We start from the raw sequence: 3,805 nt of genomic DNA, 5'->3' as shown, positions 1-3,805 counted from the left end.
CTAAAAAGGAGGACATATCATCAAAGTGTTGAATTAGAGACATAAAAAAAATCCGATACTATTTCTAATATCGGATTGTGAAGCTATGAAAAGATCAGTCAAGTGATCATAAAAATATGCTTAACTGATCTGCATTAAGCGCAGAGCTGGCTTTTTTGTAACTAAATTTTATTACTTAAGCGTTTTATCTTCTCTAACGAACTTAAGCGTCCGATTTATAAATTCGGTGGTTAATTCGTTGATCAATCCTGTCTCGGCATTGAGTACTAAGCTAAAACCAATATTTAAATAAGGAAACACCACTAAATCACTTCGGTAACCTTGCACCCAGCCACTATGATAATAAAGTACTTCATCATCATAGTTGTATACCCGCCATCCAAGCCCGTAATATGCATCTTTAACATGACTGCGCCACACTCTTCGACGCGTCTCTTTTTTGGTATGTGTATACGGTCGGGTTTGTTTGATTAGTGCATCTAAAGGCAATACTTCGGGGTATTGACCTAGCTGCGCGTTAAGCCAAATAGCCATATCGTTTGCGCTGGCATTAACCCCTGCGGCAGCTGCAACCTTGTAGTAATTTTTCTTTAACCGAGATGTATACCACCGTTTTCGGCCACGAACATGAGGGTGAGCAAAATTATCGTCTCGGACCATGCCATCATAACCCACACTCGCATCGACCATTTTAAGGGGGGCAAAGATATATTCAGAAATCCAATGCGTGTAGTCCATTTGAGTCGACTTTAAAATCACCGAGTCAATTAAGCTAAACATCACATTTTGATAACCGTAACATTCACCCGGCTTACATATTGGTTGCACGCTCAGCAGTTGCTCGACGATATCAGGGTAACTCATTCGCGATTCAATCAGATTATCATACGCATTAGGCACTAAGCCGCTTGAATGACTTAAAATATGGTAAATTTTTAAATCATCTTTATAAACGGTATTGGAAAACTCAGGAATAAACTTACTCAGAGGATCATCGATATTAAACTCCCCCTGCGCAGCAAGTTTTGAGGTTAATGACCCTGCAAAAGTTTTTGATACGGATGCCAAACGAAAACGCGTGTGTTTATCAACCTTTCGGCCATTGTCTATTTTTGTGCGGCCTATCCCCCGCACAAAATCATCTTCTCCGACTTTAACAATTGAAAGCGCTCCACCTGGAATACCTTTACTTCTTAATTTTCGAGATAAGTACGTATTGTAATCGTCTAAAAATGTCTGCCATTGTGAACCGCTACCTGCAGCCTGACTGCTAAAAGAGAGCAGTAAAAGAAATGAAAATAGACAAATGATAATAGGTGCTGAGTACTTCATTATTTATTTTTTTAATCTGTTTCGGAAGTTTCTCATAACATAATATCATGAACTTTTGCTTCGACTAACGTACAATGCGCACAATCTTAACTTTTTTCATGGGTAGACTTATTTTTATGCGCTTACTTGTCGTTTTGCTTTTTACTTTAATTTCAGCCGGTTGTGCCCTAAGACCAGAACCAGCTCCGTTGTTAGTAATGCCAGAAAAGCCATTGCTACAAAGCCAACGTTATCAAATAAAGTATGAAACAGACCATGCAGCACCTAAAGTTAAGTCTGTACAGTTACCGGCTCATACTGTCAGTAAAAATCAAACAGTGACGATTGTTGCCGACAAAACGAGCGTGACAGATACGCTTTATTCACAAATTTCTGAATCGTTAGTGGCAAAACAATTAAAGGTTGTTGATGAAGGTCAAGCGGATTACACGCTCTCAATCCATCAATTAGATTTAGAGTTAGTTGCTGACACTGAGTACACACTCGTAAAACCACAAAAACCATTTCCTTTATTTGATGATATCGCGGCTCAGTTCCCAACTAAGCAGTGTGCAACAATGCTTGGACAAGTGAGTATGCGTTTAACACATAAAAAAACCGGTGATGTAGTTTGGTTTGCAAAATCGTCTATCGATAGCGCAAGCTTTCACCGCGAGCCACTTATTTACAGCTTTGAACAGCAGCAAATGATTAAAAATGAACTCGAAGTTGCCAGTTTCATTCATGAGCAAAATACTGAGCAAGCTCGTCTTGAGCGCATTAACAAAAACATTGAGATACCTGCTTATCAAACCATTTCACGTATGACAGCTCTAACGAAAGAACAAGGCCCGTGTAATCGTACAGAGATAAGCGCGCTGACACCGATGATGCAATACTACCTCACCAGTATTTTAATCGACAAAATTAAAGTCCAGTGAGTCATCTATAAACGCTCACACTGTTAATGTGGCTGCTTTTCTTACCTACTACCCTCAAGGAAAGCAGCGTTTAATTTAAGCCACACTTTTTAACACACCTGATTACACCCCTACATTTTTTTACAGATTTCGGGAACTCATTAACAATATACTATATCCTAGTACGAGCTTATTTTTATTAGTAACAAGGATGACAAACTTGCGAGCCTGCAGCGCCCTTTTATTTATCTACTTATGCATTTTTAGCACGTCGAGCCAAGCAAGTAATCGTTATTACGCCGACAATACACTCGAACCAAGCCAAGGTTTTGCCTGGGATTGGGGAATTGGTGCAGGGTATTATGCTGAAGATTCATACCTTGTTGGCATGGACTCCTATAATGATGGATTTGAGCCCGATATCCATCTTGCTGTCTCTTACGAGAAATTTTACCTCGATTACGACCAAAGCCAATTAAGTGGTGGCCTTTCTCTTGGCTACAGCATTATAGATAAATTTGAGTGGGGTCTTGATATTGTCGGGACGAATGTTCAATCAGGGTTTGACGAAACAGGTTTAACGTTTTACGGCGACGATGTTATCGCGGAACTTGAGGGAATAAAACGCCGTAATTATGATTTTGATGTTGGTCTTCGCCTGTCCCGCCGCTTTGAAAATTCACACATTTCTTTTGAATATTTACACGATGTATCTGGCACTCATAATGGCTGGGTAATGAATTCATTTTTTAGTCAGATCATTCCATGGCGAAACTGGGAATTTCGTTCAGGTGTTGGCCTAAGTGCCTACTCAAGTGACTTTACCAATTACTATTTTGGGATTTCGCAGCCCGAATCACGCGCTGACAGACCTCTGTATATCCCAGATACATCATACAGTCTCATTTTTGAGTTTCATGCGGAATACCCGCTTAATCAGCACTGGGTCTTTTTAACGGGTTGGTTATCAACTTGGTTTTCAAATGACATTCATCAAAGCCCTATTATATCGCAAGAGTATCAGCATAAAGCCAAGGTAGGCCTGCGCTATGTTTTTTAAATACTACTTTTTGTTCGCCTTACCCATTGCACCCGTCAATGCACAAGAACAGACAGCCGATAGCAATACTCTTGTTGCAATACCTGATACCTGTGTGGCACTGCGTGAAGGACGAAATTGTTACGCTGATGTTGAGGTTTCTTGGCGACAGCAGCAAATAGGAAACTACTGTTTACGTAATTCCGACAGCAAACATATTATTCAATGCTGGCTTATGCAGCACAAAGGGCTGTTTAGGTATGAGTTTGACTCTACAGAAACGGTCGGATTTGAGTTGATTAATAGTGATAATGGAAAAATTGTCGCCTCTACTGAAATACAGTTACAGTGGGTATATAAAAACCGTCAGAAAAAACGTCGTTGGCGACTGTTCTAATACCATTCCGCTTAATTAAGTGGTCTATTTTGAGGCAATAAAACCGCGTTGATAACAAGGCAAAAATTTAGTTATTTAGTTGTTCTAAATCAGAAATTTTTAACGCAGGTAGCGACTGGTTTGATCACTCAAAATGAT

At 39.8% G+C, this 3,805-nt stretch carries 4 protein-coding genes; 3 read left to right on the top strand and 1 reads right to left on the bottom strand.

Translation table 11 applies throughout. From position 1 onward, the window contains the following. Positions 1 to 171: 171 nt before the first annotated feature. Positions 172 to 1,332, bottom strand: coding sequence for a serine hydrolase (locus JIG41_RS01905; RefSeq protein WP_036967213.1), 1,161 nt, complete (start codon positions 1,330 to 1,332; stop codon positions 172 to 174). Between the two features lie 116 nt (positions 1,333 to 1,448). Between JIG41_RS01905 and JIG41_RS01900 the strand changes: the two genes are divergently transcribed. The 3 genes from JIG41_RS01900 to JIG41_RS01890 all read left to right on the top strand — a co-directional run bounded on the left by JIG41_RS01900 (position 1,449) and on the right by JIG41_RS01890 (position 3,667). After that, positions 1,449 to 2,252, top strand: coding sequence for a hypothetical protein (locus JIG41_RS01900; protein ID WP_036967210.1), 804 nt, complete (start codon positions 1,449 to 1,451; stop codon positions 2,250 to 2,252). 190 nt (positions 2,253 to 2,442) lie between these two features. Beyond that, on the top strand, positions 2,443 to 3,291 hold the full coding sequence (locus tag JIG41_RS01895; RefSeq protein WP_036967207.1) for a MipA/OmpV family protein: 849 nt from the start codon (positions 2,443 to 2,445) through the stop codon (positions 3,289 to 3,291). Beyond that, the gene (locus tag JIG41_RS01890; RefSeq protein ID WP_036967206.1) at positions 3,281 to 3,667 is read left to right on the top strand and encodes a DUF3019 domain-containing protein; all 387 of its coding nucleotides are present in this window, start codon (positions 3,281 to 3,283) and stop codon (positions 3,665 to 3,667) included. Before JIG41_RS01895 ends, JIG41_RS01890 begins: the two co-directional genes overlap by 11 nt. The last annotated feature ends 138 nt before the right edge of the window (positions 3,668 to 3,805 follow it).

It is taken from the genome of Pseudoalteromonas sp. bablab_jr011 (genome assembly GCF_016464045.1).
GTDB classification, from domain to species: Bacteria; Pseudomonadota; Gammaproteobacteria; order Enterobacterales; family Alteromonadaceae; genus Pseudoalteromonas; species Pseudoalteromonas lipolytica.
The sequence above is the reverse complement of the archived record's forward strand: the minus strand, read 5'-3'. Positions and strand labels throughout refer to the sequence as shown.

What these genes read in the sequence shown, in the direction of transcription:
- JIG41_RS01905 (WP_036967213.1), bottom strand. Translation starts at nt 1,332, where the DNA reads ATGAAGTACTCAGCACCTATTATCATTTGTCTATTTTCATTTCTTTTA.
- JIG41_RS01900 (WP_036967210.1), top strand. Translation starts at nt 1,449, where the DNA reads ATGCGCTTACTTGTCGTTTTGCTTTTTACTTTAATTTCAGCCGGTTGT.
- JIG41_RS01895 (WP_036967207.1), top strand. Translation starts at nt 2,443, where the DNA reads ATGACAAACTTGCGAGCCTGCAGCGCCCTTTTATTTATCTACTTATGC.
- JIG41_RS01890 (WP_036967206.1), top strand. Translation starts at nt 3,281, where the DNA reads ATGTTTTTTAAATACTACTTTTTGTTCGCCTTACCCATTGCACCCGTC.